Raw genomic sequence first — 24478 nt, 5'->3', positions numbered from 1 at the left:
CACAATTGCGCCTCTGGAACGCCCAGGTGGCGGAATTGGTAGACGCACTAGTTTCAGGTACTAGCGGGTAAAACCGTGGAGGTTCGAGTCCTCTCCTGGGCACCAACGAAAAAACTCCTCGCTTCGGCGGGGATTTTTTTTGCCTGTGATCCGGCAGCCGGGGTCGGATTCCTTTCCAGAGGAAAGGGCTCTGGCCCCAAGCGAGTGAGATGGGGGGGCAGAGCCCGTTTCGCATGCGCAACGGCAACCGACCCGGGATCAGCAAAAAGTGTTGACACCCCCGTCACGGCACCCCATAATCTCGCTCCTCGACGCCCAGGTGGCGGAATTGGTAGACGCACTAGTTTCAGGTACTAGCGGGTAAAACCGTGGAGGTTCGAGTCCTCTCCTGGGCACCACGTCGAGAATGAGAAAAACCCGCGAAAGCGGGTTTTTTCATGCCCCGGATCCGGCATCAGAACAACGGCCGCAGCACCAGTTCCAGCCCGAGCAGCAGCAGGAACCCCAGGAAGCAGGCGCGGAACACGCGGGCACTGATGCGCTGCCGGATCACCTGGCCCAGCCACATGCCCAGCAGCGCCGGCAGCACCGCCAGCGCACTCAGCCCCAGCTGCTGGATGCCGAACGCACCGTGCAGCACCAGACCGGTGGTCAGCGAAATCGTCGACACGGTGAACGCCAGCCCGAGCGCCTGCACCAGCTCCTCGCGCTGCAATCCCAGCGACTGCAGGTACGGCACCGCCGGCATCACGAACACACCCGTCGCCCCCGTCACCACGCCGGACAGCGCACCCACCAGCGGCCCCAGCCAGCGCTCGCGCCGCTGCGGCACGCGGAACACCGGCGCGAGCAACGCATAGGCGGCATAGACCACCAATGCCACGCCCAGCGCAACGCGCGACCAGGCGCGATCGACCCGCACCAGCAGTGCGGCCGAACCCAGCGTCACCACCACCACGGCAAGCATCATCGGCCACAAACGCCGCACGATGTGGCCCAGCGACGGCCCGGACAGCAGTTGCCACGCATTGGTGACGAAGGTTGGAATGAACAGCATCGACGCCGCCGCCACCGGTGACAGGGTGCTGCCCAGCAGGCCCATCGCCACCGTCGGCAACCCCATCCCTGTCACGCCCTTGACCACGCCGGCCAGCACGAACACCGCCACCAGCAGCAAATAGAAGTATGTCGATTCATGCATGGCTTCATTGGACCGGGCCCTCGCCAGGCGCACAATGCGGTCTTCCCGGCCCAGCCTTCGGCTGACCCGAAGGCGCCGGATCAGCAATGAGGCACGACATGCGGATGGACATCGCCGACCTGCGCCTGTTCCTGGCAATCGCCGAAGCCGGCAGCATCACCGCCGGCGCGGCACAGGCAAACCTGGCATTGGGTTCAGCCAGCGAGCGCCTGCGCACGATCGAAGCCGATGCCGGCACCGCGCTGTTGCACCGGCACCCACGCGGCGTCAGCCTGACCGAGGCCGGCGCCGCCCTCGCCCACCACGCACGCCTGATCCTGCAGCAGCAGGCACAGCTGCGTGGCGAACTGCAGGCGTTCGCGCAGGGTGCGCGCGGCACCCTGCACCTGTATGCCAACACCGCCGCGCTGACCAACTACCTGCCCTCGCGGCTCGCGCCGTGGCTGGCCGAACGCCCACGCCTGCATGTCGAACTGCTGGAGCGCACCAGCCCCGAAGTCGTACGCGCGATCAGTGCCGGCCAGGCCGAAGCCGGCATCATCAGCGATGCGGTCGACGCTGCCGGCCTGCAGCAGCATGTGGTCGCCGAAGATCCCCTGGTGATGCTGCTGCCGGCCGACCACCGCTTCGCGACCCGGCGCAGCCTGGCTTTTGCCGAGGCTGCCGGAGAGACCTTCGTTGCCCTGGCCGACGGCAATGCACTGCAGACCTACATCGAGGACCAGGCGCGCGACATCGGGCGCCACCTGGATGTACGCATCCGCATGAAGACCTTCGAAGGCGTGTGCATCATGGTCGGCCACGGCATCGGCGTCGGCATCGCGCCGCGGACCATCGCGCGCCAGCATCGGCGCAGCACGCACACCGTCGCCGTACCGCTCGCCGATGCGTGGGCGCAACGACGCCTGTGCGCGTGCTTTGCCGAGTGGACACGACTGTCACCGGCGATGCGCAGCCTGCTGCATCACCTGGGCGTGCAGCCCCAGAAAAAAGTGTGAAATGTTGTTGACACATCTTCTGTGGCTCCCCATAATTCATCTCCTGAGTCGCCCAGGTGGCGGAATTGGTAGACGCACTAGTTTCAGGTACTAGCGGGTAAAACCGTGGAGGTTCGAGTCCTCTCCTGGGCACCACGACTCAAGATGATCAAACCCGCGAAAGCGGGTTTTTTCGTTTCCGGGGTCTGGGAATTCACGCCCGAGATCCACCCATGCGTGGCGTGGATCCACCAAAAGAAAAACCCCGCCTTGCGGCGGGGTTTCTGCGTTTCAACAGCAATGAGCGGTCAGTGCCCGCCACCGGCGGCAGCACCTGCACCCGCGCCGAACGGCGGCTTGGCCAGCCACAGGAACGTGATGATCGCCAGGAAGATCCAGCCCAGCAGGAAGAAGATGTCGTTGAAGCCCATCTGCGATGCCTGGTGGTTGATCATGTTGTTCAGTACCGCTGCACCGTGTTGCAGGTCGCCCTGCCCCATCGCCGTCACCTGGTCCTGCATGCCGGGCTGATAGGCCGAGATGTGCTCGGTCAGGTCGGCATGGTGCACCTGGGTACGCCGCGCCCACAGCCACGTCGTCAGTGACGCCGCGAAGCTGCCACCCAGCGTACGCAGGAACGTGGCCAGGCCGGAGCCCGCCGCGATCTCGCGCCCATCCAGGTCCGACAGCAGGATCTGCAGCACCGGCATGAAGAACAGCGCGACGCCGATGCCCATGATCAGCTGCACGCCGGCCACGTGCATGTAGTCCACCTGCAGGTTGAAGTTCGAACGCAGGAAGCTGGTCATCGACAGCACGATGAAGGCCACCGTGGCCAGCATGCGCATGTCGAAGCGCGATGCGTACTTGCCGACGAATGGCGTCATGATCACCGGCAGGATGCCGATCGGCGCGGTCGCCAGGCCTGCCCAGATCGCGGTGTAGCCCATGTCACGCTGCAGCCACTGCGGGATCAGCAGCGCCACGCTGAAGAACGCCGCGTAGGCCACCACCATCGCCAGCGTGCCGGCGCGGAAGTTGCGGTGCCGGAACAGCTTCAGGTCGACGATCGGATCCTTGTCGGTCAGCTCCCAGATCAGGAACACCGTCAGCGTCACCACCGCCACGCAGGCCAGCACCACGATCTTCATCGACGAGAACCAGTCCTCGTCGTTGCCCAGGTCGAGCACCAGCTGCAGGGCACCGACACCGATCACCAGGGTGACCAGGCCGACGTAATCCATCTTCGGCTTCTCGATCTGCTCCGGGCGTCCCTTCAGCTGGTTGCCCACCACCAGCGCGGCGAAGATGCCCAGTGGCACGTTGATCAGGAAGATCCATTCCCAACTGTAGTTGTCGGTGATCCAACCACCGAGGATCGGACCGCAGATGGGCGCCACCACCGTGATCATCGCCAGCAGCGCCAATGCCTGTCCGCGTTTCTCGCGCGGATAGATCGAGACCAGCAGCGACTGCGTGATCGGGTACATCGGGCCGGCCACGAAACCCTGCAGCGCACGCGACAGCACCAGCATGCCCATGCTCTGCGCCAGGCCGCACAGCAGCGAGGTGATGACGAAGGCCAGCGTGGCCCAGACGAACAGCTTGCGCTCGCCGAAGCGACGGCTGAGCCAGCCGGTCAGCGGCAGCGCGATGGCCGTGCTGACCGCGAACGAAGTGATGACCCAGGTCGCCTGCTGCGAGCTGGCGCCGAGATTACCGGCGATGGTCGGCAGTGAAACGTTGGCGATGGTGGTGTCGAGCACCTGCATGAACGACGCCATCGCCAGGCCCACGGTGCACAGGGCGACGCTGGGTGGCAGGAACCCGGAGGCCGCACCCGGCGCCGCCGGTGCACCCGGAGCGCCGGGTGCGGCTGGAGCTTGTGCGGACATGGCGACCTCAGCCCACCTTTGCCTGTTGCTGCGGCAGGTTGCCCTGGATGATCGTGTGGATCACCTCATCGGCATCATGCAGCTGCTTGGCATATACGTCGGTGTCGAACACGGTGCCCTTGGCCGGGGTGCTCGGCAGTACTTCACCCTTCTGGTCGCGCAGGCTCACTTCGGCCTTCATCGACAGGCCGATGCGCAGCGGGTGTTCGGCCAGCTGCTTGGCATCGATGGCGATGCGCACCGGCACGCGCTGCACGATCTTGATCCAGTTGCCGCTGGCGTTCTGCGCCGGCAACAGCGAGAACGCCGAGCCGGTACCCAGGCCCAGGCTCTGGATGCGGCCCTTGTACTTCACGTCACCGGCATACAGGTCCGACTTCAGCTCCACTTCCTGGCCCAGGCGCATATGGCGCAGCTGGGTTTCCTTGAAGTTGGCCTCGACCCACATCTGCTCGGTCGGCACCACGGCCATCAGGGCATTGCCCGGCTGCACGCGCTGGCCCACCTGCACCGAACGACGGGCGACGTAGCCGGTGACCGGCGCGACGATGCCGGCGCGGGCGTTGTTGAGGAACGCCTGGCGCAGCTGCGCGGCGGCGGCCTGCACGTCCGGCTGGGTGGCGATCACGGTGTCGTCGACCAGCGCGCGGTTGCGCTCGACGGTCTCGCGCGAACCGGCCACGGCCGCTTCGGCCGCCGCCAGCTCGTCGCGGGCGTGGGCCAGTTCTTCGTTGGAAATGGCGCCAGTGGCGGCCAGATCCTTGCGGCGGGCGAAGTCCTCGCGTACGCGCTTCAGGGTCACCTGGCGGGCGTTCAGGTCCGCCTGCGCGCCTTCCACGCTGCGGTACAGGCCACGGGTCTGGCGCACGGTCTTGGCCAGGTTGGCCTCGGCCTGCTGCAGCGCCACCGAAGTGTCGGACGGGTCCAGCTGCACCAGCAGCTGGCCGCGCTCCACGCGCATGCCGTCATCGGCGTTGATGGCGACCACGGTACCGGCCACCAGCGGGGTGATCTGCACCAGGTTGCCCTGCACGTAGGCATCGTCGGTTTCTTCGAACCAACGGCCGAACATGAAGTACCACAGCGCCAGTGCGGCAAGCAGCAGCACGACGATCACGAACAGGCCGCGCAGCAGGTTGCCGCGGCGGTTGGGGGCGGCCGGGGCCGCAGTGTCTTGGGTCTGGCTCATGGCGGAAGTCTTCAGGAATGCGAGGAATCGGAATGGGAGGCGATCGGTGCGCGGTCGGTGTCGGCGGGCTGCAAACCACCGCCCAGCGCCTTGCTCAGGCGCACCGAGGTCTGCACCTGCTGCGACTGCAGGCCGGCCAGCTGCTGCTGCGACTGCAGCAGGGTGGACTGCGCGGTCAGCACGTCCAGGTAGCTGCCGATGCCGGCGCGGTAGCGCTGCTGGGCCAGGTCGAAGGCCGAGCGTGCGGTGTCCACTGCCTGCTGCTGCGCGTGCGCCTGCTGCGCCAGCGAGCGCACCGCGTTGACCTGGTCGGCGACGTCGCGCAGTGCATCGAGCACGGCCTGGTTGTAGTTGGCCACCGCCAGGTCGTACTGCGCGTCGGTGTTGGCCAGGTTGGCGCGCAGCTTGCCGCCTTCGAAGATCGGCAGGCTCAACGCCGGGCCGATGTAGGCGAAGGTCGAGCTGCTCTTCAGCAGGTCACCCACGTTCGGGGCGACCACGCCGGCCAGCGCGGTCAGGTTGAAGCTCGGGTAGAACTTGGTCTTGGCGACCTTGATCTGCTTGTCGGCCGCTTCCACGCGCCAGCGCGCAGCCACGATGTCGGGGCGACGGCCGAGCAGTTCGCTGGGCAGTACGCCCGGCAGCTGCAGTGCCATCGGGTTCAACGGCTGCGGGCGCTGGATCGACAGGCCACGGTCCGGCCCCTTGCCGACCAGTGCAGCCAGCGCGGTGCGGGCGGCGTCGATGCGCTGCTGCGCGGCCAGCACCTGCTGCTGCGCGGCCGGCACGCGGGCCTCGGCCTGGCGCACCTGCAGATCGCTGTCGATGCCGGCGCTGCGGCGCTGGCGGGTCAGCTGCAGCGATTTCTGCGAGCGGGTCAGTTCTTCCTCGGCCACGTCGTTGAGCTGCCACGCGTAGGCCAGGTCGGCATAGGCCTGGGCAATGCCGGTGGACAGGTTCAGGCGTGCGGCCTGGGCTTCAACGGTGGCGGCATGCGCGCCATCCACGGCGGCTTCCCAGGCAGCGCGCTTGCCGCCCCACAGGTCCACGCCGTAGCTGAAATCGAAGGCGACCTGGCTGCTGCCGCCATAGCGGCCGCCCATCTCGCTGCCGACCATCGACTCGGGCAGGCGCAGGCCGGTGTAGCCGCCGGACACCGACAGGCTGGGCAGCTCGTCGGCGCGCGCGGTACCGACCTGGGCCTGGGCCTGGCGCAGGCGCGCGTCGGCGGCGTCCAGGCTCGGATGACCGGCCAGGCCTTCGGCGACCAGTGCGTCCAGCTGCGCATCGCCCAGTGCCTTCCACCAGTCCTGCGCCGGGAAGCCGGCGGCGCTCAGGTCGGTGTCAGCCAGGGTGCGTTCGCTGTGCAGGCTGTCCACGTCAAGCACGTGGCCCTGCGGGTTGAGGCCACGACTGCTGGCGCAGGCGGCCAGGGCCAGCGCCAGCGCTGACACCAGCAGCGCGCGCCCGGACCGGCGGAGAGTGGAATGCGGGATCGGGTTCATGGGGTCGTCAGTGAATCGCGGATTCGGGTAAGGAGGGACAGCAGCAGCGTGCGCTCGTCGGCGGAAAGATCACGCAGCGCGTAATCCATCACCGCGTCGCCGCGCAGCTTCAGCCGCGCCCACAACGCACGGCCTTCGTCGGTCAGCACGATCTGCAGTGCCCGCCGGTCCTGCGCATGCGCCTCGCGGCGGACGCAGCCCAGCGCCTCCAGCTTGTCCAGCAGGCGGGTGACCGCGCTGGGCACCTGGTCGATGGCCTGGGCCAGTTCGTTGGCGGTGCAGGGCGCCATGTGGGAAAGCACCTTCAACCCGATGTAATGGGTGAAGCCGATTCCCAGATCTTCTTCCGCCATGGACGCGTCGAGTTGGCGCACCAGGCCGTCGCGCACCTGGCGCAGCAGCAGGCCGAAGCTGGGGGGAGTGGTTGCAGGACAGATCATGGGGGAGCATTCTCTTCCAAAAAAAATATTTCTCAATGGAAATATTCGATCTGGCATCGAATGCTGTGTTGCAGCAGCGGGCTCGATCAGTGAAGGCGCCTACCTTAATGATCTGGTCAGGTGGCCCGGTAGTACAATCCAGCCAATGGATGTCACATTTCAGCCAGCGGACATGATGAACAAGGCAGAAATTCAGGTTCCCAAACGCCTACTCAGAGATGAGGCACTGGACTGGTTCGAGCGCAACGACGGCCCGCCGGTCATCGCCTTCCGCTTCGACAGCCAGCAGGGCCTGGCCCGCGAGGTCGACTGGCACCACCACCAGCGTGCCCAGTTGATCTGCGTCGAACGCGGCCTGCTGACCACCCGCACCTCGCATGGCACGTGGTCGCTGGCGCCGGGCTCGGCCGGCTGGATGCCGCCGCTGGAACCGCACACCGTCACCCTCGACGGCCCGTTGCGCGGCTGGGGCATGGCACTGGCTGCACCGGCCTGCGCCACCCTGCCCGCCGATCCCTGCGTGCTGGGCCTGTCCAAGCTGGCGCAGGCGCTGGCCGACCGCATCTGCGAATGGCCGCTCGGCCATGACACCACGCCCGAGCGCCAGCACATCATCGACGTGCTGCTGGACGAGATCCGCACCGCGCCGCGCCAGCGCATGCACCTGCCGATGCCGCACGACCGGCGCCTGCTGAAGATCGCCTCGCAGTTGCTGGCCGACCCCTCCGACGAACGCAGCCTGGCCGAATGGGCGCATTGGGCCGGTCTGTCACCGCGCAGCCTGACCCGTCACTTCCGCGACGAGACCACGCTCAGCTTCGCCCAGTGGCGGCAGCAGGCGCGCCTGTCAGAGGCCCTGCGCCAGCTGACCGACGGCCGCAGCGTGGCCGACATCGCCCACGCGCTGGGCTTCAGCAGCGCCAGCGCGTTCGTTACCGTGTTCCGCCGCCACTTCGGGCTGCCGCCCGGTCGCTACCTGGCACGGGCCGGGCACGGCCTGGAAACCGGGCTGGACCCTGCGCGCGGCTTGGCATCCCCCGCCGCATCCGGATAATCACAGGATTGCGAGCGGCGACCGCCGTCGCCGCCTCCCGACAACAGGTAACAACGCCGCATGACCGAACTTGCCCGCCCCGTGTTCCACGGATTCGAACAACTGCCGCTGCGCGAGTACGCCGAACGCGCCTACCTCGACTACTCGATGTATGTGGTCCTGGACCGCGCCCTGCCGTTCATCGGCGACGGCCTGAAGCCGGTGCAGCGCCGCATCATCTATTCGATGAGCGAGCTGGGCCTGAATGCCGCGTCCAAACCGAAGAAGTCCGCGCGCACCGTCGGTGACGTCATCGGTAAGTACCACCCGCACGGCGACAGCGCGTGCTACGAGGCCCTGGTGCTGATGGCACAGCCGTTCTCGTACCGCTATCCGCTGATCGAGGGCCAGGGCAACTTCGGCTCCAGCGACGACCCGAAGTCGTTCGCGGCGATGCGTTACACCGAATCCAAGCTGACCCCGATCGCCGAAGTGCTGCTGGGCGAACTGGGCCAGGGCACCACCGACTGGGCACCGAACTTCGACGGCACCCTGCAGGAGCCGACCTGGATGCCGGCACGGCTGCCGCACCTGCTGCTCAACGGCACCACCGGCATCGCCGTGGGCATGGCCACCGACGTGCCGCCGCACAATCTCAACGAGATCGTCAGCGCACTGCTGCACCTGCTGGACAACCCCGATGCCAGCGTGCGCGACCTGTGCGAGCACGTGCAGGGCCCGGACTATCCGTCCAGCGCCGAGATCATCACCTCGGCCAACGACCTGCGGAACATCTACGAGACCGGCAACGGCAGCGTGCGTGCACGTGCGACCTTCACCAAGGAGGCCAGCAACATCGTGGTGACGGCGCTGCCGTTCCAGGTGTCGCCGTCGAAGGTGATCGAGCAGATCGCCGCGCAGATGCGCGCCAAGAAGCTGCCGTGGCTGGAAGACATCCGCGACGAATCCGACCACGCCAACCCGGTGCGCGTGGTGCTGGTGCCACGTTCCAACCGCGTCGACGCCGACCAGCTGATGGGCCACCTGTTCGCGACCACGGACCTGGAGCGCAGCTACCGCGTCAACCTCAACGTGATCGGGCTGGACGGCCGTCCGCAGGTGAAGAACCTGAAGATGCTGCTCAGCGAATGGCTGACCTTCCGCAGCAACACCGTCACCCGCCGCCTGCAGCACCGCCTGCAGAAGGTCGAGCGCCGCCTGCACCTTCTGGAAGGCCTGCTGGTCGCCTTCCTCAACCTGGACGAGGTGATCCACATCATCCGTACCGAGGACGAACCGAAGGCGGCGCTGATCGCGCGCTTCGGCCTGTCCGAGGAACAGGCCGAGTACATCCTGGAAACCAAGCTGAAGCAGCTGGCCCGCCTGGAAGAGATGAAGATCCGCGGCGAGCAGGACGAGCTGGCCAAGGAGCGCGAGAAGATCCTCGGCATCCTCGACAGCAAGGCCAAGCTGAAGAAGCTGATCCGCGACGAACTGACCGCCGACGCCAGGAAGTTCGGCGACGCACGCCGCTCGCCGCTGGTGCAGCGCCAGGCCGCGCAGGCCATCGACGAGACCGAGCTGGTGCCGAGCGAGCCGATGACCGTGGTGCTGTCGGAGAAGGGCTGGATCCGAGCGGCCAAGGGCCACGACGTCGATGCTTCCGCCCTGTCCTACCGCGACGGCGACGCCCTGCAGGGCGCAGTGCGTGCGCGCAGCACCCAGCAGGTCGCGTTCCTCGACAGCGAAGGCCGCGCCTACTCGACGCCGGTGCATACCCTGCCCTCCGCGCGTGGCAATGGCGAACCGCTGACCGGTCGCTTCTCGCCGGCTCCCGGTACCAGCTTCGTGACCTTGGCCAGTGCCGAGCCAGATGCCCGCTTCGTGCTGGCCTCCAGTCATGGCTATGGCTTCGTCACCCGCTTCGAGAACCTGATCGGCCGCAACAAGGCCGGCAAGGCGATGCTGAACCTGTCGTCCGGCTCGTCGGTACTGACCCCGTCGGTGGTCGCCAACGTGGCCACCGACCGCATCGTGGCGGTGACCAGCTCCGGCAACCTGCTGGCGATCGCCGCCAACGACCTGCCGGAACTGGACAAGGGCAAGGGCAACAAGATCATCGAGATCCCGAAGGCCAAGCTCGCCACCGAACGCGTGGTCGCCATCGTGGCGATCAGTCCGGGGCAGACCCTGCAGGTGCGCAGCGGCCAGCGCACCATGGGCCTGAAGTTCAACGAGCTCGACGCCTACCTCGGCGCCCGTGCCACCCGCGGCCACCTGCTGCCGCGCGGCTGGCAGAAGGTGGAAGGGCTGTCGGTGGAATAAGAGGTACGGGGTCGGATCCCTTTCCATGGGAAAGGGCTCTGACCCCAGGCACGAAAAAGCCGGGGCATTCCCCGGCTTTTTCGTTGTCGGCTGGCGGGCGGTGGAGCGGCTGGCGGGCGAAGGCTGGCTGGCGGTGCTCCGGTGCTGGCGGGCGACAGAACGCTGTGCTGCTGGTAGAGCCGACCGCTGGTCGGCTGCTTTCTGCAGAGCAGCCGACCAGCGGTCGGCTCTACCGGAAGGCAGCCGAGCATTGGCTCGGCTCTACAAAAAACGATGCCCGCTCAGTGCGCCGGGGCGCCGTTGCCGTCGATCTTGCTCAGCTGGTACAGCTCCAGGCCGATGCGCTTGATCAGGCCCAGCTGCTGCTCCAGCCACCAGGCGTGGTCTTCCTCGGTGTCCTTCAGCTGCGCCAGCAGGATGTCGCGGCTCACGTAATCGCCCTTCTCCTCGCACAGCTTCATGCCGGCGGCGAGATTGTTCCGAACGGCGTATTCAGTATCGAGATCCTTCTGCAGCATCTCCTCCACGGTCTTGCCCGGCTCGGTGGCATGCGGGCGCATGTCCGGGTCGCCACCCAGGAACAGGATCCGGCGCAGCAGCGCATCGGCATGCTGGGTTTCCTCTTCCATCTCGTGGTTCAGGCGTTCGTACAGCGCGAACAGGCCCTGGTCCTCGTAGCGGCGGGAATGGATGAAGTACTGGTCGCGCGCAGCAAGCTCGCCGCGCAGCAGTTCCTTCAGGCAGGCGATGACGTCCGGGTTGCCTTTCATGGGGGGCTCCTGTGAATCGATGCGGCATAGGGTGCCGCATTTCAAAATACGGTGATCTAATCGGAATCAGTCGCAGTTGCGCCTGCGGCTACAATCGGCCCACGAGTTCGGAAAGGACGTGCGATGCGACGTACATGGCGTTGGGTGCTGGGCGTGTTGATCGCCATCGTGCTGGTCACCGCACTGGTGCTGTGGCTGCTGCTGCGCGGCAGCCTGGCCGACCTGGACGGCGAGCATGCGCTGCCGGGGCTGGCCAAGCCGGTCACCATCGAGCGCGATGGGCTGGGCGTGGTCACCATCACTGCCGGCAGCCAGGCCGACGCGATGCGTGCGCTCGGCCGCGTACACGCGCAGGAACGTTATTTCGAGATGGACCTGATGCGCCGCAGTGCCGCTGGCGAGCTGTCGGCGCTGTTCGGGCCGAAGGCCATCGACGCCGACAAGCGCATGCGCGTGCACCGGCTGCGTGCACGCACCGAGGCGAATCTGCAGGCCGCACTGGGCGACAACGGCACGGCCGTGCGCGCCTACGTGGATGGCGTCAACGAAGGCCTGGCCGATCTCTCCGTGCGCCCATGGGCCTACCTGCTGCTGCGGCAATCACCACAACCGTGGCAGGCCAGCGACAGCGTGCTGACCGGGCTGGCCATGTATGCCGACCTGCAGGACCCCGGCAACCAGACCGAGCTTGCGCTCAGCCGCATCCGCGCAGTGGTGCCGCCGGCGCTGTACGCGCTGATCGCCCACGACGGCACCGAATGGGATGCGCCGCTGTTTGGCGAACCCACCGGCAACGCCGCCCTGCCCGATGCCAGCCAGCTGGACCTGCGCACATTGAAGGGAAAAACGGGCACTGAGCAGGAAGAGGGCGACGTCATCGGCAGCAACAACTTCGCGGTGGCCGGGGCGCTTACCGCCGACGGCCGCGCCATCGTTGCCGACGACATGCACCTGGGCCTGCGTGCACCCGGCCTGTGGTTCCGCGTGCGCCTGCGCTACCCCGACCCACAGGCCGCCGGCGGCCAGGTCGATGTCACCGGCTTCTCCCTGCCGGGCCTGCCGGCGGTGATCGTCGGCAGCAACGGGCACGTCGCCTGGGGCTTCACCAACAGCTACATCGACACGGCGGACTATCGCACGGAACCGGCCAACGCCGCCGTGACCGTGCACGAAGAGCGCATCGCCGTGGCCGGCCAGGCCGACGTGCTGTTCGCGGTGCGCGAAACCGACTGGGGGCCGATCCTGCATACCCATGCCGATGGCAGTGGCGACGCCCTGCGCTGGGTCGCACACCTGCCCGGTGCCGTACGCCTGGATTTCGCTGACCTGGCCCGCGCCGGTGACCTCGACGGTGCACTGCACTTCGCCGACCGTGCCGGCATCCCCGCACAGAACCTGGTGGTCGGTGATCGCAGCGGGCGCATTGCCTGGCGCCTGATCGGCGCTCGCCCGGACCGCGGCCCCGGCTGTGCACCGGCCGGCTTCAATGCCGCCAGCAACCAGGGCTGCGCGCCGTGGCCGATCCGCAGCGATGCCTCGCCGGCATTGATCGATCCCCCCAACCATCGCCTGTGGACCGCCAATGGACGCGTCCTCGACGGCGAGGCACTCGCCAGCGTCGGCAACGGCGGCTATGACCTGGGTGCGCGGGCGCGGCAGATCCGCGACCTGCTGGCAATCCAGGAGCGCTTCGACGAGCACGACCTGCTGGCGATCCAGCTCGACGACCGCGCGGTGTTCCTGCAGCGCTGGTGGGCTCTGCTGCACGACGTCATCGAACGCAGTGACGACCCTGCGCTGAAGCGTTTGAAGGAGGCCAGCCATCAATGGGGCGGGCGCGCCTCGGCCAGTTCGGTCAGCTACCGGGTGGTGCGTGAATTCCGCACGCAGGTCATGGCCACGCTGTCCGATGCACTGCTGGCCCCGGCCAACGCGCAGCTGGGCGATGCCTACCTGGACCCACGCCTGGCACAGCTGGAAGGCGTGGCCTGGCCGATGCTGGAACAGCGCCCGGCCAACCTGCTGCCACCGGCCTTCGACAGCTGGGATGCGCTGCTGATCGACGCCGCCCGCCGTACCGAGGGTGAGCTGGCCAAGCAGGGGCCGCTGGCCAAGCGCAGCTGGGGTGAACGCAATACCGCGGCGATCTGCCACCCCATCGCACGGGCGCTGCCGGACATCGCCAAGCGCTGGCTGTGCATGCCCGCCGACCGCCTGCCCGGCGACCGGGACATGCCGCGCGTGCAGACGCCGAACTTCGGCGCCTCCGAGCGCATGGTGGTCTCGCCCGGCCACGAGGCCGACGGCATCGTGCACATGCCCGGCGGCCAGAGCGGCCATCCGCTGTCACCGTACTGGGGTGCCGGCCACGAGGACTGGGTGCATGGGCGCCCGACACCGTTCCTGCCGGGCAAGACGCAGCACGTGATGACACTGGTGCCAGCGCGGTAGTGCCGGCCGCTGGCCGGCATCCATGCAGGTGTGTCCAGCATCATCAGGTTGCCGGCCAGCGGCCGGCACTACCGTTCAACGTTCAGGCCCTGCGCCGTTCGATCAGGTTCAGCAGCGGCCCGGTCATCGCCGTGGTCACCAGCGCCATGATCACCAGCACCGCGAACAGGCGGTCACCGAGCAGGCCCAGCTCATACCCCAGGTTGAGCACGATCAGCTCCATCAGGCCGCGGGTGTTCATCAGCGCGCCCAGCCGCCACGCTTCGCGCGTGGGCATGCCGGCACTGCGCGCGGCACTGAAGGTGCCCAGCAGCTTGCCCGTCGTGGCCACCGCGATCACCACCACGCACAGCACGATGTCGCTGGCCTGCAGCGCATCGGCGCGCATGCGCAGCCCGGTCATGGCGAAGAACAACGGCAGCAGCAGCGTGACCGCGAACGGCTCGACACGGGCCATCAGCAGGTCACGCAGCTGCGCGTTGGACGATACCGCGACACCCGCAGCGAACGCGCCGAACAGCGCGTGGATGCCCAGCATCTCGGTGACCAGCGCACTGCCCAGCGACAGCAGCAGGATGCCGAGCAGCCAGCGCCCCTCGCGGCCCGGCGCAATCTGCCGGCGCGCGAACCACGGCTTCACCAGCCCCAGCATCAGCGCCACGAACGCGACCACGCACACCAGGTTGAGGCTGGCCGGCAACCAGCCGCTGGCCTGGGCGGCAGCCACGATCAGCGCCAGCAGGCACCACGCGGTGGCATCGCCCAAGGCAGCGCAGGCGATCGCGGTCTGCCCCAGCGGCGTCTGTGTGATCCCGCGGTCGGCCAGGATGCGCAGCAGCACGGGGAAGGCCGTGATGCTCATCGAGATGCCTACGAAAAGTGCGAATGCGGTGAAGCCCACACCCTGTGGGCCGTGCTGCGGATACAGCCAGATCGCCAAGGCGACGCCGAGCACGAACGGCACTGCAATGCCGGCATGGCTGACGGTAAAGGCGAAACGCCGGCGGCCACGCAGCGCCGCCAGGTCCAGTTCGGCACCGGCCACCAGCAGGAACATCAGCACGCCCAGCTGGCTGAGCATGCCCAGCGGGCCCAGCGAACTGGCCGGGAACAGCGCACCATGCAGCTGCGGCAGCAGGCTGCCAAGCACCAGCGGCCCCATCATCAGGCCAGCGGCCATTTCGCCGATCACCGCCGGCTGTCCCATGCGCTTGAGCAGCGCCCCCGCGCCCTTGGCCACCAGCAGCAGTACCAGCAGCTGCAGCAGGAACAGGCCCAGCGGAGACGCCAGATGCTGCACCCAGCCGCCTTCGGCGGCGACGGAGGCACGGGCAACCGCCTCGGGCGCCGCCGGCCCGGCATACCGCGCCAGCAGCACGCCAGCCAGCAACGGAACCCCGGCCCAGGCCAGGTAGCGCCATCCCCATTTCGTGGGCGGCGCGTTGCCGCCTGCCTGTACGTCCATGAACATTCCCCAATGTGCAGGGGGCGATCATACAAAAAGGGGACGGAGGGGATTAAGGCGTTAATGGCACAAACGACTTAATCCCCTCCGTCCCCTTTTGGGGGTGCTTAGGCCAGTGCCTGCTCGTGCACGCCGGCGATCGCGCGACCCGACGGATCCGCCGCCGCGGCGAAGCTGGCGTCCCAGGCGATGGCCGCGGGCGACGAACAGGCGATCGACTTGCCTCCCGGCACGGTCTCGGCCGCTGCCCGGCTCGGGAAGAACTGCTCGAACAGGTGGCGGTAGTAGTACGCCTCCTTGGTCTGCGGCGGGTTGTGCGGGAAGCGCTTGTCGGCGGCCGCCAGTACACGGTCGCTCACCTGCGCCTCGGCATGTGCCTTCAGCCCATCGATCCAGCCATAGCCCACGCCATCGCTGAACTGTTCCTTCTGCCGCCACAGGATGCTGTCCGGCAGGTAGCCGTCGAACGCCTCGCGCAACACGGCCTTCTCGATACGGCGGCCGCCAAAACCGGCACCGACCATCTTGTGTGCGGCATCGAAGCGCATTGCCACATCGAGGAACTCACGGTCCAGGAACGGCACGCGCGGCTCCACGCCCCAGGCCATCATCGACTTGTTGGCGCGCAGGCAGTCGTAGTTGTGCAGGGCGTCGAGCTTGCGTACCAGCTCGTCGTGGAATTCACGCGCATCCGGTGCCTTGTGGAAGTACAGGTAGCCCCCGAAGATCTCGTCGCTGCCCTCGCCGGAGAGCACCATTTTCACGCCCATCGCCTTGATCCGCCGCGCCAGCAGGAACATCGGCGTCGATGCGCGGATGGTGGTGACGTCGTAGGTCTCGATGTGGCGGATCACCTCCGGCAGCGCATCGAGGCCTTCCTCGAACGTGTACTCGAAACCGTGATGCACGGTGCCCAGCGCTTCGGCGGCGATCGCTGCGGCGGCCAGATCGGGCGAGCCCTTCAAGCCGATCGCGAACGAGTGCAGGCGCGGCCACCAGGCTTCGGTCTGTCCCCCATCCTCGATGCGACGACGTGCATAGCGCGCGGCCACCGCCGCCACCAGCGACGAGTCCAGGCCACCGGACAGCAGCACGCCATAAGGCACATCGCTCATCAGCTGGCGCTCCACCGCATGCTCGAACGCCTGGCGCAGTTCAGCCAGATCGGCCTGGCGGCCCTGCACGTCGGCGTAGTCGCGCCACGGTTGCTGGTAGTAGCGCACCAGCTCACCGCTGGCACTGTCGAAATAGTGGCCCGGCGGGAACTGCGCGACATCGGCACAGGTATCGACCAGCGCCTTCATTTCCGAGGCGACGCGCAAGCGCCCCTGGGCATCGTGGCCCCAGTACAGCGGCACCACGCCCACCGGGTCGCGCGCCACCAGCACGCGTCCACTGTCACGGTCCCACAGCGCGAAGGCGAAGATGCCGTTGAGCTGTTCCAGCCACTGCGCCGGCGCGCCGCCCTGGCGGTAGAGCGCGTTGATCACCTCGCAGTCCGAGCCGGTCTGGAAGTCGTAGGTGGTGGTCAGCGCCGCCTTCAACGCCTGGTGGTTGTAGATCTCGCCGTTCACCGCCAGCGCCAGCTGGCCATCGGCCGACAGCAGCGGCTGCGAACCACCGGCCGGATCGACGATGGCCAGCCGTTCATGGACCAGCAGCGCACCTTCGTCGAGGTACACGCCGCTCCAGTCCGGGCCACGGTGGCGCTGGCGTTGCGACAGTTCCAGCGCGTGCCGGCGCAGGGCGGGAAGATCGTCACCGGCCTGCAGGCCGAAGATTCCGAAGATCGAACACATGGGGGAGCTCCTGTTGGGGATTTCACGGGTGGGAGGGTGTTCGACCGGCCATCCAGGCCCGGGCAGGCTGCGCCCGGGCACAAAAAAACCCGCATCGACCGATGCGGGTTTTCTGGTGTCCGGGCGTGTGTTGCTGTCTATCTACCCAGGGCGCAGTCCCGCATCGGCCGCGCACGATTATTCGCGCGCAGATTATTGCGGTTGTTGTTATTGACGGCGGTGGCCAGGCGGATCGACATGGCATTGACCCTACCCCGCTTTCCGGCATGGTGCAACCGTTGCGTTGGCAACCACTCCCCGGCGCGCATAATGGCCGGCCGTGAAACGTGTAATGGAAATGCAACACCGCACTGGACGCAACGCGGCGCTGGCCGCCCTGTTCTGCCTGGGCCTGACCGCCTGCCAGACCCTGGCCCCACCCTCGCCCCTGCCGCCGGCCCAGCTGCAGGGCCTGGAGCAACACGGCACCGACGGCAGCTTCGAGGGTGCCTTCGATACCGCGGAAACCTTCGAACGCTTCAACGATCCGCGCGCCATCGCCTACTACGAGCGCGCCGCCGCGGTCACACCCTGGACCTTCCACAACACCAAGGCGGAAGAAGCACTGGGCAGGATCTGGATCTCCGGCACGCTGCGGCATGCCGACAGCCCCCACATCAATCCGGCGCCGGTGCTGCGTGCGTCCTGGCGACGCGGAGAACGCGCCTATCTGGCGGCGGCCTACCACGGCAATCCCTATGCGTTCTACGCACTCGCCAAGGCCTATCGTCAGCGAGGCGACGCGCAACAGGCGCTGCGCTGGGGCCTGCGCGGAATGATCTACGAGCGCTACCGGAGTTCATCGTCACGGCTACCGGATGCGGTGGCCGCACAGGATGGCACCGTGCATCCACTGGTTGCGCAGATCCAGCGCCGCGCCGAGCGTGGCGATGCCGAAGCGCAGGTAGACCTGGGCGCACTGCTGGAAAAGGGCATGGGACTGCCGCGCGATCCCGCACGTGCGCTGCAGCTGTACCAGCGTGCCGGCGAGAAGGGCAATGTGTTTGGCCAGTACTTCGCCGGACTGCTGCTGGGCCGCGGTGCACCGGGCGTGGAGAAGGACACCGACGCAGCCGCACGCTGGTTCGCCCGGGCCGAGGCGCAGCGCTTCTACATGGCGGCGCCGAGCTACTGGGAAAAAGCGATCAAGCCGCCATTCTTCATTTTTTCTGAGTAGAGCCGAGCCATGCTCGGCTGGGCATTCCCTGCAGAAGCAGCCGAGCATGGCTCGGCCCTACAGGAAAGCAATGCCGGCGAAAGGCGTGCCGACCAACGGTCGGCACCCAGCGCCGCAGGTTCACGCCAGCAGCCGCTCCACCAGCCGCTGGTACAGCCCCGGCAATGCCTCCAGATCGGCCACGCGCACGTTCTCGTCCACCTGGTGGATGCTGGCGTTGACCGGCCCCACTTCGATGCACTGCGCGCCCAAGGGCGCGATGAAGCGGGCATCGGAGGTGCCGCCGCCGGTGCTTTCTTCCGGTGCACGGCCGATGTGCTCGGCCAGCACCGCACGCGCGGTGGCGCGCAGCGTGCCCTCCGGGGTGTAGAACGGCTCGCCGCTGCGGTGCCACTTCAGCGTGTACTGCAGGCCATGCCGTTCCAGCAGCGCGGTGATCTCCGCTTCCAGCTTCGATGCATCCCAGTGCGGGTTGTAGCGGATGTTGAAATCCACCTCGAGCTCGCCGGGAATCACGTTGTTGGCACCGGTACCGGCATGGATGTTGGAGACCTGCAGGCTGGTCGGCGGGAAACTCTCGTAGCCGTCATCCCAGCGCCGCGCACTCAGCTCGGCCAGGGCCGGCGCCGCCTGGTGGATCGGGTTGCGTGCCTTCTCCGGATACGCCACGTGGCCCTGCACGCCCTGCACGCGCAGCTTGGCCGACAGGCTGCCGCGACGCCCCACGCGCAGCAGGTCACCCAGCGTCGCAGTCGAGGACGGCTCGCCGGTGATGCACCAGTCGATGCGCTGGCCGCGTTCGGCGAACAGGCGTGCGACGTGGCGCACGCCATCGATGGCGTCGCCTTCCTCGTCGCTGGTCAGCAGCACCGCCAGCGTGCCGGGGTGATCAGGATGCGCGGCAACGAACTGCTCGGCGGCCACCACGAACGCCGCCACGCTGCCCTTCATGTCGGCGGTGCCACGGCCGTACAGCACGCCGTCACGGATCTGCGGCATGAACGGGTCGCTGGCCCAGGCCTCACGCGGGCCCGTCGGCACCACGTCGGTATGGCCCAGCAGCACCAGTACCGGCGCGCCCTGGCCGTGGGTCGCCCACAGGTTGTCGACCTCACCCAGCCGCAGGTGATCGCACTGGAACCCGGCCTGCTTCAGGCGTGCCGCCAGCAGCGCCTGGCAACCGGCATCATCGGGCGTCACCGAGGGCCGCGCGATCAGCTCGCAGGTCAGGTCGAGCACCGCGCTCATGCGTCACCCACGCCGAAGCGGGCCTTGAAGCCGTTGTCACTGAAGCCCTGGCTGACCGTGCCATCGGCCGTGACCACCAGCGGGCGCTTGATCAGCTGCGGGTACTCGCGCAGCAGCAGCTTCCATTCGGCCTCGGAATCGGCGGCCTTGCGGTTGTCCGGCAGCTGCCGCCAGGTGGTGGAGGACCTGTTGACCATCGCGGCCAGGCCACCCAGCTGCGCGGCCCACGCCAGCAGCATTTCCGGGCTGGGTTTGTTGTCGCGGTAGTCGACGAAGGTGTACGGCACGCCGAAGCGGTCCAGCCACCTGGTCGCCTTCTTGCAGGTATCGCAGTTCTTCAAACCGTAGACAGTGGTGCTCATGGCCATCTGTGATGCTGGAAAACAGAGGGCCAGAATCTCACAACAGGCGCTCGGACACGACCCGGAAAGGTACCCTTGGCAGCTGGAAGGCCAGCCCCTCGTGCAGCGCCACGCCCATCGCCTGCAGGCGCGGGCACTGCTGTTCGCCTTCCAGCTGCAGCGGTTGCAGCTGCGCGATGTCCACCGGCAGGGCAATGCGGGTGCTGGCCCAGCGCTGGTCGCAGGTGCGGGCGATGGCCTCGTCCTGGCAGGTCAGCAAGCGCAGCAGGGCCTGGTGGCCGCCGAAGGCCGCCGCCCACCCGTCATCGTCCCAGCCCGCAGCGCCCTGCCACTGCAGGTGCAGCGCCGGCGCACTGCCCTGCCCGCCCTCGATCAGGGTGTACCCACCGCCATCGGCGCGCACCACGTGCGCGAAGCGCACCGACAGATGCGGCTGCATGGCATCGCTGAAAGCGCGCGCGCCGGCGACGAAGGCCAGCTGGTCCATCACGTTGCGATCAAACAGCACCACCGGCGTCCCGTCCCGATCGTCGTCACGACGCAGGTACCAGCGCCAGTTGCTCTGCCGGGGAGACGGCATCAGCGAGCGCAGCGGCCCGGCCAGCGCGGGCCCGAAGTGGCCGTGCCGGTAGCTGAGGATGGTGTAGGGCGTGCGTCCGGCATGGACCACGTAGTGATGGCCTGGTGGTGGCATCGGCGCTTGGCGTACGTCGACCCACCAGCTCACGTAGACCACGTCGCGCACATCGCTTACCAGCGCCGGCATCGGCCAGCGCCGCGACAGCGCGCGGCGCAGCCGGGCCCAGCGTGGAGCGTGCAGCAGGCGCGGCAGCATCCGCCCGAACAGGGTGTCGGACGGATGCTGGTAGATCGCGGACTGCGCCAGATCCTCCGGCGCCGTCATCTTCAGTCAGCCAGGCCGCGCAGCAGGTCGTTGACGCTGGTCTTGCTGCGGGTCTTGGCATCAACCTGCTTGACGATCACCGCGCAATACAGCGAATGGGTACCGTCCTTGCTCGGCAGCGAGCCGGACACCACCACGCTGTACGGCGGAATGTAGCCGTAGGTGACCTCGCCGGTGGCACGGTTGTAGATGCGGGTGCTCTGGCTGAGGAACACGCCCATGCCGATCACGCTGTGGTGGCCGACCACCACGCCTTCCACCACTTCCGAACGCGCACCGATGAAGCAGTGGTCCTCGATGATGGTCGGGCTGGCCTGCAGCGGCTCCAGCACGCCACCGATGCCGGCGCCGCCGGACAGATGGCAGTGCTGGCCGATCTGCGCGCAGGAACCGACGGTGGCCCAGGTGTCGACCATGGTGCCTTCGCCGACATGGGCGCCGATGTTGGTGAAGCTCGGCATCAGCACCACGTCCTTGCCGAAGTAGGTACCGCGGCGGGCGATCGCGCCCGGCACCACGCGCACGCCACCACGGCGGAACTTCGCTTCGTCATAGCCGGCGAAGCGCGATTCGACCTTGTCCCAGAACGGCGCCGGGCGTGCATCGACCACCGCCATGTCGTTGACGCGGAAATACAGCAGCACGGCTTTCTTCAGCCACTCATTGACCTTCCAGCCGCCCTGGCCGTCCGGCTCGGCGACGCGGAACTCACCGCTCTCCAGGCCGTCGATCACGCGGTTGACCAGCGGCTTGGTCGACCCTTCCAGCTCGTGCAGGGTCAAGGTGGCGCGGCGCTCGAAGGCGCTCTCGATGCCGAACTTGAGTTCTTCCACGCCTGGTGCCGACGGCTTGCGCAGCGACTTGCGGGCGATGGTTTCGGCGCGGACGGCTTCGGCGCTCCTGGCCGGGGCCGGCTTCTTCACAGCACGCTTCACTGCAGCCGTTTTCTTCGCCGGGGCCTTCACCGCAGCGGCCTTCTTCGGCGCAGGGGTCTTCTTCGCGGCCGGTGCGGCAGCAGCGGGTTTCCGGGCCGCTGCGCTCTTGGGGGTCGCGGCGGTCTTCTTGGCGGGCTTGGTGGCCATCAGGCGGGGTCTCCGGCGTTTCGATCAGGGTCCAGGCAGGCCAGCATCGCGTCATGCAGCTGCTGCCGGGCAGGTTCAGTCAGGGGGAGGTCGTGTTCGTCACTGATCACGAAGGTGTCTTCGGCGCGTTCGCCGAACGTGGCAATGCGCGCATCATGCACGCGCAGGCCCTGGTTGCGCAGCACGAACGCCACATCGGCCAGCAGGCCGGGACGGTCGGGTGCGACCAGGGCAAATCGGGTTGCGCCCGGTTCATCGCGGAACTCGATGCGCGGGGCGAAGCGGAAGTGCCGCAGCTGCCGCGGTACCACCCGGCGCGACGGCCGCAGGCGCGACAGGTCACCGCTGAGTGCCTCGCGCAGTGCCGCTTCCAGGTTGGCACTGCTGCCATCGGCAAAGGTGTCGGCCGGGTTCACTTCGAAGGTATCGAAGATGGTGTCGGCCGGACCGTCCAGCACGCGCGCGCGATGGATGCCGTAGCCCTTGCGGTCCAGGGTCATCACGATCGCGGCAAACAGGCCATCACGGTCGGGCGAGTGCACGAACACTTCCAGCGCCGGGTCGTCGACGCTGATCCGGCGCACCTTCACCAGCGCCTGGCCCTGCTTCACCGGCACCAGTGCGGCGGCCTGCCAGGCCAGCTGCTCGGGGCGCAGGCGGATGAAGCCCTCATCCGGCATCACCGCGAACTGGCGGTCGATGGTGGCATCGTCGTAACCCTGCTCGCGCACCAGTGCGCGCACACTGTCACGTGCCTCGGCCACGCGCTCGGCGGCCGGTACCGGGTGCTCCAGCCCCTCGCGCAGCGCGCGCCGGGTGGCAAAGTACAGATCGGCCAGCAGGCGGTCCTTCCAGGCATTCCACAGTTTCGGGCTGGTGCCGGCGATGTCGGCACAGGTCAGCAGGTACAGGTAATCCAGGCGGTCGCGGCTGCCGACCAGGGTGGCGAAGCGATGGATCACCACCGGATCGGCGATGTCCTGCTTCTGCGCGGTCACCGACATGCGCAGGTGCTGTTCGACCAGCCATGCCACCAGCTCGGTATCGGTGCCACTGAGCGCATGCGCCTGGCAGAACGCGCGCGCGTCCACCGCGCCCAGCTCCGAGTGGTCGCCGCCGCGGCCCTTGGCGATGTCATGGAACAGGCCGGCCAGCAGCAGCAGTTCCGGCTTGCGCAGGCGCGGCCACACTTCGTGCGCGATCGAGAAGCGCTCGTCGGCGCGGCTGCTGGCGAACTGGCCGATGTTGCGCAGGACCATCAGCGTGTGCTGGTCGACCGTATAGACATGGAACAGGTCGAACTGCATGCGCCCGCTGACCTGGGCAAACGCGGGAATCCACTGGCCAAGCACGCCCAGCCGCGCCATGCGCGAAAGCGTATCGACCGGACGCTGGCCGCGCAGCAGGGCCAGGAACTGCTCGCGTGCATCGGCATCGGCCTGGTCATAGGCCGGCAGCAGCGGCAGCGACTCGGCCAGTGCACGCGCAGTGAGCGAATGCAGGCCGCGTACCTGCGGGTTGTTGGCCCAGCTGGAAAACAGGGCGAACACCTGGCCGATGTCGCCGCGTGGCCAGTCGGCCTCGTTGGCGGCCAGGTAACCACGGCGCAGGGAAAAACCCACGGTCAGCGGCTCCGGCTGGGCCTCGCCGTCGAACTGTTCCTCGAAGCGCTGCAGCAGCCGGTCGCTGATCCGGCGCACCACCAGCGCGGCGCGGTAGAAGCCCTGCATCATCTTCTCGACGCCGAGGTTCTCGGCATCGTCTTCGAAGCCCAGCCGCGCGGCCAGGGTCTTCTGGTAATCGAAACGCAGGCGCTCTTCCGGACGGCGCGCGACCAGGTGCAGGCCGAAGCGCAACCGCGCCAGCACTGCACGTTCGCGCTTCAACGCCGCGGCTTCGTCGGCGCCCAGGTGGCCGAGCCCGACCAGGGCCTCCAGGTCGCGCACGCCGAAGGCACGCAACGCCATCCAGCCCAGCGTATTGAGATCACGCAGGCCGCCGGGGCCATCCTTCAGGTCCGGCTCCAGGTTGTCGGCGGTATCGCCGAAGCGCTGGTGGCGGTTGCGCAGCTCTTCCAGCTTGGCCAGGAAGAAGGCGCGTGCCGGCCACAGTTCGCGGTCGTCGATCGCCTCGCGCAGCGCGCGGCGCGCAGCATCATCGGCCAGGATCGGGCGCGCCTCGATCAACGCGGTCAGCACGGTCTGGTCAGCCGCCGCCTCCCGGCACTGCAATGCAGAACGCACCGCATGGCTGACAGCCAATCCGCAGTCCCACAGCAGCGCGAACAGGCGCGCCAATGCCGCCTCGTGCGCCAGTTGTGCCGGCGGATCGCCGAACACCAGCAGGTCGATGTCCGAACGCGGGAACAGTTCACCGCGGCCATAGCCGCCGACCGCGAACAGCGACAGGCCGCTGTCGGCCGGCAGGCAGCGCTGCCAGGCCAGGCGGATCAGATGGTCGGCAGCGCGCGCGCGCAACGCCAGCAGGCGCTCGATGTTGTCGCCCTGGTCGAAGCGGCGGTACAGGCGCGCGTCGGCCTGCTGCAGCGCCTGGCGCGCGGCAGCAGCCCAATCCGGGTCGTTGAGCGACGCGGCCGGCGTGTCCAGCAGCGAACTC

Annotated in this window: 18 protein-coding genes and 3 tRNA genes; 8 read left to right on the top strand and 13 right to left on the bottom strand. The window is 67.8% G+C overall.

What is annotated here, in order from left to right:
• The first annotated feature begins 20 nt into the window (after positions 1-20).
• Both AC5P8R_RS07930 and AC5P8R_RS07925 read left to right on the top strand, forming a co-directional pair.
• Positions 21-105: transfer RNA gene (locus AC5P8R_RS07930), tRNA-Leu, on the top strand.
• Positions 106-313: 208 nt separating this feature from the next.
• Positions 314-398 (top strand) — tRNA-Leu (locus AC5P8R_RS07925).
• Positions 399-454: 56 nt separating this feature from the next.
• Here AC5P8R_RS07925 and AC5P8R_RS07920 read toward each other — a convergent pair.
• Positions 455-1201: a sulfite exporter TauE/SafE family protein gene (locus tag AC5P8R_RS07920; RefSeq protein WP_495223233.1), complete on the bottom strand. Its 747-nt coding sequence runs from the start codon at positions 1199-1201 to the stop codon at positions 455-457.
• Between the two features lie 98 nt (positions 1202-1299).
• Here AC5P8R_RS07920 and AC5P8R_RS07915 point away from each other — a divergent pair, with 98 nt between their 5' ends.
• Positions 1300-2199, top strand: coding sequence for a LysR family transcriptional regulator (locus tag AC5P8R_RS07915; RefSeq protein ID WP_495223313.1), 900 nt, complete (start codon positions 1300-1302; stop codon positions 2197-2199).
• A 50-nt stretch (positions 2200-2249) separates the two neighbouring features.
• Positions 2250-2334, top strand: a tRNA-Leu gene (locus AC5P8R_RS07910).
• A 152-nt stretch (positions 2335-2486) separates the two neighbouring features.
• On the opposite strand, the gene emrB is transcribed toward AC5P8R_RS07910, so the two are convergent.
• From emrB to emrR, 4 genes are read right to left on the bottom strand one after another with little or no spacing between them, the layout of a single operon-like run.
• Positions 2487-4073 carry a multidrug efflux MFS transporter permease subunit EmrB gene (emrB, locus tag AC5P8R_RS07905; RefSeq protein ID WP_005408769.1) on the bottom strand — a complete coding sequence of 529 codons (1587 nt, stop codon included), beginning with the start codon at positions 4071-4073 and terminating at the stop codon, positions 2487-2489.
• A 7-nt stretch (positions 4074-4080) separates the two neighbouring features.
• Positions 4081-5262, bottom strand: coding sequence for a multidrug efflux MFS transporter periplasmic adaptor subunit EmrA (gene emrA / locus AC5P8R_RS07900; protein WP_014646523.1), 1182 nt, complete (start codon positions 5260-5262; stop codon positions 4081-4083).
• A gap of 11 nt (positions 5263-5273) precedes the next feature.
• On the bottom strand, positions 5274-6767 hold the full coding sequence (emrC, locus tag AC5P8R_RS07895; RefSeq protein WP_014646522.1) for a multidrug efflux transporter outer membrane subunit EmrC: 1494 nt from the start codon (positions 6765-6767) through the stop codon (positions 5274-5276).
• A complete protein-coding gene (gene emrR, locus AC5P8R_RS07890) occupies positions 6764-7207 on the bottom strand; it encodes a multidrug efflux system transcriptional regulator EmrR (RefSeq protein ID WP_014646521.1) in 444 nt (147 codons plus the stop codon). The genes emrC and emrR overlap by 4 nt, the downstream gene beginning before the upstream one ends.
• A 172-nt stretch (positions 7208-7379) precedes the next feature.
• Here emrR and AC5P8R_RS07885 point away from each other — a divergent pair, with 172 nt between their 5' ends.
• Positions 7380-8261 (top strand): helix-turn-helix domain-containing protein, encoded by an 882-nt coding sequence (locus AC5P8R_RS07885; RefSeq protein ID WP_046429737.1) that lies wholly within the window; start codon positions 7380-7382, stop codon positions 8259-8261.
• Positions 8262-8321: 60 nt separating this feature from the next.
• Entirely contained in the window at positions 8322-10565 is a 2244-nt protein-coding gene (gene parC, locus AC5P8R_RS07880) for a DNA topoisomerase IV subunit A (protein ID WP_014646519.1), read from the top strand.
• Between the two features lie 281 nt (positions 10566-10846).
• On the opposite strand, the gene bfr is transcribed toward parC, so the two are convergent.
• On the bottom strand, positions 10847-11335 hold the full coding sequence (gene bfr / locus AC5P8R_RS07875; protein WP_005408763.1) for a bacterioferritin: 489 nt from the start codon (positions 11333-11335) through the stop codon (positions 10847-10849).
• A gap of 123 nt (positions 11336-11458) precedes the next feature.
• Between bfr and AC5P8R_RS07870 the strand changes: the two genes are divergently transcribed.
• Positions 11459-13786: a penicillin acylase family protein gene (locus AC5P8R_RS07870; protein WP_046429734.1), complete on the top strand. Its 2328-nt coding sequence runs from the start codon at positions 11459-11461 to the stop codon at positions 13784-13786.
• Between the two features lie 82 nt (positions 13787-13868).
• Here AC5P8R_RS07870 and AC5P8R_RS07865 read toward each other — a convergent pair whose 3' ends face one another.
• Both AC5P8R_RS07865 and asnB read right to left on the bottom strand, forming a co-directional pair.
• Complete coding sequence (locus AC5P8R_RS07865) at positions 13869-15257, bottom strand: cation:proton antiporter domain-containing protein (RefSeq protein ID WP_014646517.1); 1389 nt, start codon at positions 15255-15257, stop codon at positions 13869-13871.
• 101 nt (positions 15258-15358) lie between these two features.
• On the bottom strand, positions 15359-17050 hold the full coding sequence (asnB, locus tag AC5P8R_RS07860) for an asparagine synthase B (RefSeq protein WP_014646516.1): 1692 nt from the start codon (positions 17048-17050) through the stop codon (positions 15359-15361).
• Positions 17051-17387: 337 nt separating this feature from the next.
• On the opposite strand from asnB, the gene AC5P8R_RS07855 reads away from it, so the two are divergent.
• Positions 17388-18266, top strand: a complete 879-nt coding sequence (locus AC5P8R_RS07855; RefSeq protein ID WP_197621458.1) for a tetratricopeptide repeat protein — start codon at positions 17388-17390, stop codon at positions 18264-18266.
• A 120-nt stretch (positions 18267-18386) separates the two neighbouring features.
• Here the strand turns inward: AC5P8R_RS07855 and dapE are convergent, their stop codons facing one another.
• The 5 genes from dapE to AC5P8R_RS07830 are packed head-to-tail and all read right to left on the bottom strand — an operon-like array spanning position 18387 to position 24471.
• Complete coding sequence (gene dapE, locus AC5P8R_RS07850; protein ID WP_046429730.1) at positions 18387-19514, bottom strand: succinyl-diaminopimelate desuccinylase; 1128 nt, start codon at positions 19512-19514, stop codon at positions 18387-18389.
• Positions 19511-19882, bottom strand: coding sequence for an arsenate reductase (locus AC5P8R_RS07845; protein ID WP_014646513.1), 372 nt, complete (start codon positions 19880-19882; stop codon positions 19511-19513). Before AC5P8R_RS07845 ends, dapE begins: the two co-directional genes overlap by 4 nt.
• A gap of 31 nt (positions 19883-19913) precedes the next feature.
• Positions 19914-20780 carry a hypothetical protein gene (locus tag AC5P8R_RS07840; protein WP_197621457.1) on the bottom strand — a complete coding sequence of 289 codons (867 nt, stop codon included), beginning with the start codon at positions 20778-20780 and terminating at the stop codon, positions 19914-19916.
• Between the two features lie 2 nt (positions 20781-20782).
• A complete protein-coding gene (gene dapD, locus AC5P8R_RS07835; RefSeq protein WP_014646511.1) occupies positions 20783-21862 on the bottom strand; it encodes a 2,3,4,5-tetrahydropyridine-2,6-dicarboxylate N-succinyltransferase in 1080 nt (359 codons plus the stop codon).
• Positions 21862-24471 carry a [protein-PII] uridylyltransferase gene (locus tag AC5P8R_RS07830; protein ID WP_445978323.1) on the bottom strand — a complete coding sequence of 870 codons (2610 nt, stop codon included), beginning with the start codon at positions 24469-24471 and terminating at the stop codon, positions 21862-21864. The genes dapD and AC5P8R_RS07830 overlap by 1 nt, the downstream gene beginning before the upstream one ends.
• Positions 24472-24478: the final 7 nt, after the last annotated feature.

The organism is Stenotrophomonas sp. YJH_SMC_73, assembly GCF_059370155.1.
The sequence above is the reverse complement of the archived record's forward strand: the minus strand, read 5'-3'. Positions and strand labels throughout refer to the sequence as shown.

Excerpts from the sequence above, each read along its gene's own strand:
- AC5P8R_RS07865 (WP_014646517.1), bottom strand. The coding sequence starts at position 15,257 with ATGTTCATGGACGTACAGGCAGGCGGCAACGCGCCGCCCACGAAATGG.
- AC5P8R_RS07845 (WP_014646513.1), bottom strand. The coding sequence starts at position 19,882 with ATGGCCATGAGCACCACTGTCTACGGTTTGAAGAACTGCGATACCTGC.
- AC5P8R_RS07870 (WP_046429734.1), top strand. The coding sequence starts at position 11,459 with ATGCGACGTACATGGCGTTGGGTGCTGGGCGTGTTGATCGCCATCGTG.
- asnB (WP_014646516.1), bottom strand. The coding sequence starts at position 17,050 with ATGTGTTCGATCTTCGGAATCTTCGGCCTGCAGGCCGGTGACGATCTT.
- bfr (WP_005408763.1), bottom strand. The coding sequence starts at position 11,335 with ATGAAAGGCAACCCGGACGTCATCGCCTGCCTGAAGGAACTGCTGCGC.
- emrC (WP_014646522.1), bottom strand. The coding sequence starts at position 6,767 with ATGAACCCGATCCCGCATTCCACTCTCCGCCGGTCCGGGCGCGCGCTG.
- emrR (WP_014646521.1), bottom strand. The coding sequence starts at position 7,207 with ATGATCTGTCCTGCAACCACTCCCCCCAGCTTCGGCCTGCTGCTGCGC.
- dapE (WP_046429730.1), bottom strand. The coding sequence starts at position 19,514 with ATGAGCGCGGTGCTCGACCTGACCTGCGAGCTGATCGCGCGGCCCTCG.
- emrA (WP_014646523.1), bottom strand. The coding sequence starts at position 5,262 with ATGAGCCAGACCCAAGACACTGCGGCCCCGGCCGCCCCCAACCGCCGC.
- AC5P8R_RS07840 (WP_197621457.1), bottom strand. The coding sequence starts at position 20,780 with ATGACGGCGCCGGAGGATCTGGCGCAGTCCGCGATCTACCAGCATCCG.
- dapD (WP_014646511.1), bottom strand. The coding sequence starts at position 21,862 with ATGGCCACCAAGCCCGCCAAGAAGACCGCCGCGACCCCCAAGAGCGCA.
- AC5P8R_RS07855 (WP_197621458.1), top strand. The coding sequence starts at position 17,388 with ATGCAACACCGCACTGGACGCAACGCGGCGCTGGCCGCCCTGTTCTGC.
- emrB (WP_005408769.1), bottom strand. The coding sequence starts at position 4,073 with ATGTCCGCACAAGCTCCAGCCGCACCCGGCGCTCCGGGTGCACCGGCG.
- parC (WP_014646519.1), top strand. The coding sequence starts at position 8,322 with ATGACCGAACTTGCCCGCCCCGTGTTCCACGGATTCGAACAACTGCCG.
- AC5P8R_RS07885 (WP_046429737.1), top strand. The coding sequence starts at position 7,380 with ATGATGAACAAGGCAGAAATTCAGGTTCCCAAACGCCTACTCAGAGAT.
- AC5P8R_RS07920 (WP_495223233.1), bottom strand. The coding sequence starts at position 1,201 with ATGCATGAATCGACATACTTCTATTTGCTGCTGGTGGCGGTGTTCGTG.
- AC5P8R_RS07915 (WP_495223313.1), top strand. The coding sequence starts at position 1,300 with ATGCGGATGGACATCGCCGACCTGCGCCTGTTCCTGGCAATCGCCGAA.